Here is a 2,999-nt window from a genome sequence, read left to right on the forward strand (position 1 = left end):
TCCGTCATGACGCACCTCCGTGGCATCCGGTTCTTCCAGGGTACGACCGGAGGGGCGGCGGGGGCCCCGTCGCCCCCGATCCAGGACCGTCTCGGCGCCACCGTCACCCAATAGGCTCGGAAGATGACCGAGCGCACTCTCAACCGCGAGATCCTGCGCCTCGCCGTCCCCGCCCTCGGCGCTCTGATCGCCGAGCCGGCCTTCCTCATCGTCGACGCCGCGCTCGTCGGCCACCTCGGCACGACCCCGCTCGCCGGTCTCGGGATCGCGGGCGCCGTGCTGCAGACGATCGTCGGCCTCATGGTCTTCCTCGCCTATTCGACCACCCCGGCGGTCGCGCGGCTCTTCGGCGCCGGGCGCCCGGGCGAAGCCGTCTCGGTCGGCATCAACGGCATGTGGCTCGCCCTCGCGATCGGAGCGGTGCTCGCCGCCGCCGGTCCGGCGTCGTCACCGTGGCTGGTGTCGCTGTTCGGCGCGAGCGAGGCGGTCGCGGCCGACGCGAACGCCTACCTCGTGGTGTCGATGTGGGGCCTGCCGGCGATGCTCATCGTCTTCGCCGCGACCGGACTCCTCCGCGGGATGCAGGACACGGTGACCCCGCTGTGGATCGCCGGTCTCGGCTTCGGCGCCAACGCCCTGCTCAACGTGCTCTTCATCTACGGCCTCGGCTGGGGCATCGCCGGATCCGCGGCGGGAACCGTCGTGGCGCAGTGGGGCATGGTCGGTGCCTACGTGCTGGTGATCCGCCGTCTCGCGGCGACGCACGACGCCTCGCTGCGCGCTCGGCGCGAGGGCATGGGCAGCACCGCGCGTTCGGGTGGCTGGCTGTTCCTGCGCACCGTGAGTCTGCGGGCGGCACTGCTCGTGACGGTCGCCGTCGCCACGGGCCTGGGCACGAGAGAGCTCGCCGGCTGGCAGATCGTGTTCACCATCTTCTCGGCCGCCGCGTTCGCACTCGACGCCCTGGCCATCGCCGCGCAGGCGCTGATCGGCAAGGAGCTGGGCGCGGGTGACGAGCGGCAGGTGCATCGGGTCCTCCGGCGCACCGTCGCCTGGGGCGCCTGGTTCGGCGTCGCCGTGGGCGCTCTCATCGCGGCTCTCTCGGGCGTGCTCGGCATCGTGTTCACCGGCGACCCGGCGGTCGCGGCTCTCGTGCAGCCGGCGCTCCTGATCCTCGCCGTCGCGCAGCCCATCGCGGGTGTCGTGTTCGTGCTCGACGGCGTTCTCATGGGCGCGAACGACGCTCGCTACCTCGCACTCGCGGGCGCCCTCAACCTCCTGCCGTTCCTGCCCGCGCTCTGGATCATCGCCGCGACAGGGGTCGACGGTGCCGCCGGTCTCATCTGGCTCGCCGTCGCGTTCTTCGGCGTCTACCTGCTCGCGCGGCTCGGCACCCTCGGCTGGCGCGTGCGTTCAGGACGCTGGATCTCGGCCGGCGTCTAGCACTGCACGATCGATCGGGACCCGAGGTTGTCCACGTATCCCGGAATCTCCGCGATGTGACCGCGCTCTACCGGAACACCTTCGGCGTCGACCGCGACTGACTGACCCCGCTCCGCAGGCCCGAACGTCAGCCGGCGTATCTCCGGCACCACTCGTACATGATCACGGCAGCGGCCGCACTCGCGTTGATCGACCGGGTCGAGCCGTACTGGGTGATCTCGATGTGAGCGGATGCCGCGGCGAGCGCAGCGTCCGACAGACCCGGCCCCTCTTGCCCGAACAGCAGCACGCAGCTCTTCGGCAGCTCGGCGCGATCCACGGGCACCGCGCCGTCGACGTTGTCGACCGCGATGATCGGGACGCCTTCGGCCGCCGCCCATGCAGCGAAGGTCTCGACGTCTTCGTGGTGCACGACATGCTGGTACCGGTCGGTGACCATGGCACCGCGCTTGTTCCAGCGGCGGCGGCCGATGATGTGCACGGTGTCGGCCAGGAAGGCGTTGGCGCTGCGCACGATCGAGCCGATGTTCATGTCGTGCTGCCAGTTCTCGATGGCCACGTGGAACGGATGCCGTTGGGTGTCGAGGTCGGCGACGATCGCCTCCATCCGCCAGTAGCGGTAGCGATCGATCACGTTGCGGGTGTCGCCGACCGCGAGCAGGTCGGGGTCGTACTGCTCCCCCTGGGGCCATTCGGATTCGCCGCCCGGCCACGGGCCGACCCCGTATCCAGGCTGCGGCGATGCGTCGCCGGAGTCGGGGTGGTCCTGGGCCGGCTGCTCATCCATCCGGCCAGCGTATCCGCCACGTTCCTGATCGATATTTAGGTGTGCCGAAAAATCCGCTACGATTTCGGCATGCCTAAAAATTCGACGATCGACGACGCTCCGACGTCGAAGAATGCGAGCGCCGCCCCGCCACGCAGCCTCTGGCTTCTCGGCCCCGCCCTCGTCGCGGGTGTCGCCTACCTCGACCCGGGCAACGTCGCGAGCAACATGACCGCAGGCGCCCAGTACGGCTACCTGCTTGTCTGGGTCGTGGTCGCGGGCAACGTCATGGCGTGGCTGATCCAGTACCTGTCCGCGAAACTCGGCGTGGTCACCGGACAGAGCCTTCCCGAGGTTCTGGGCACGCGCCTCACGAAGCCCTGGGCGCGTCGGGCGTACTGGCTGCAGGCCGAGCTCGTCGCGATGGCCACCGATCTCGCCGAGGTGATCGGCGGCGCCGTCGCGCTCTATCTGCTCTTCGACATTCCGCTGCTGCTCGGCGGGGTCATCACCGGCGCCGTGTCGATGATCCTGCTCGCGGTGCAGAGTCGTCGCGGCGCCCGCCCCTTCGAGTTCGTGATCATCGGACTCATGCTGATCATCACCGTCGGCTTCGTGGCCGGGCTCTTCGTCGCACCGCCCGACCCCGCGGGCGTGGTCGCCGGACTCGTGCCCCGCTTCGAGGACACCGGCTCGGTGCTGCTCGCGGCATCCATCCTGGGGGCGACGATCATGCCCCACGCGATCTATGCCCACTCGTCGCTGACGCGCGACAGGTTCGGGTCGGCGG

The 2,999-nt window shown here is 70.0% G+C and carries 3 protein-coding genes; 2 read left to right on the forward strand and 1 reads right to left on the reverse strand.

The window, feature by feature from the left end:
• Nucleotides 1-123 precede the first annotated feature (123 nt).
• Complete coding sequence (locus tag RTM68_RS16080) at nucleotides 124-1,443, forward strand: MATE family efflux transporter (protein ID WP_312172835.1); 1,320 nt, start codon at nucleotides 124-126, stop codon at nucleotides 1,441-1,443.
• A gap of 127 nt (nucleotides 1,444-1,570) precedes the next feature.
• Here RTM68_RS16080 and RTM68_RS16085 read toward each other — a convergent pair whose 3' ends face one another.
• Nucleotides 1,571-2,230 (reverse strand): TrmH family RNA methyltransferase, encoded by a 660-nt coding sequence (locus tag RTM68_RS16085; protein WP_312172838.1) that lies wholly within the window; start codon nucleotides 2,228-2,230, stop codon nucleotides 1,571-1,573.
• A gap of 69 nt (nucleotides 2,231-2,299) precedes the next feature.
• Here RTM68_RS16085 and RTM68_RS16090 point away from each other — a divergent pair.
• The coding region (locus RTM68_RS16090) for an Nramp family divalent metal transporter (protein ID WP_312172841.1) at nucleotides 2,300-2,999 on the forward strand (700 nt) is incomplete at its 3' end.

This window comes from Microbacterium sp., from assembly GCF_031988965.1.
Classification (GTDB): domain Bacteria; phylum Actinomycetota; class Actinomycetes; order Actinomycetales; family Microbacteriaceae; genus Microbacterium.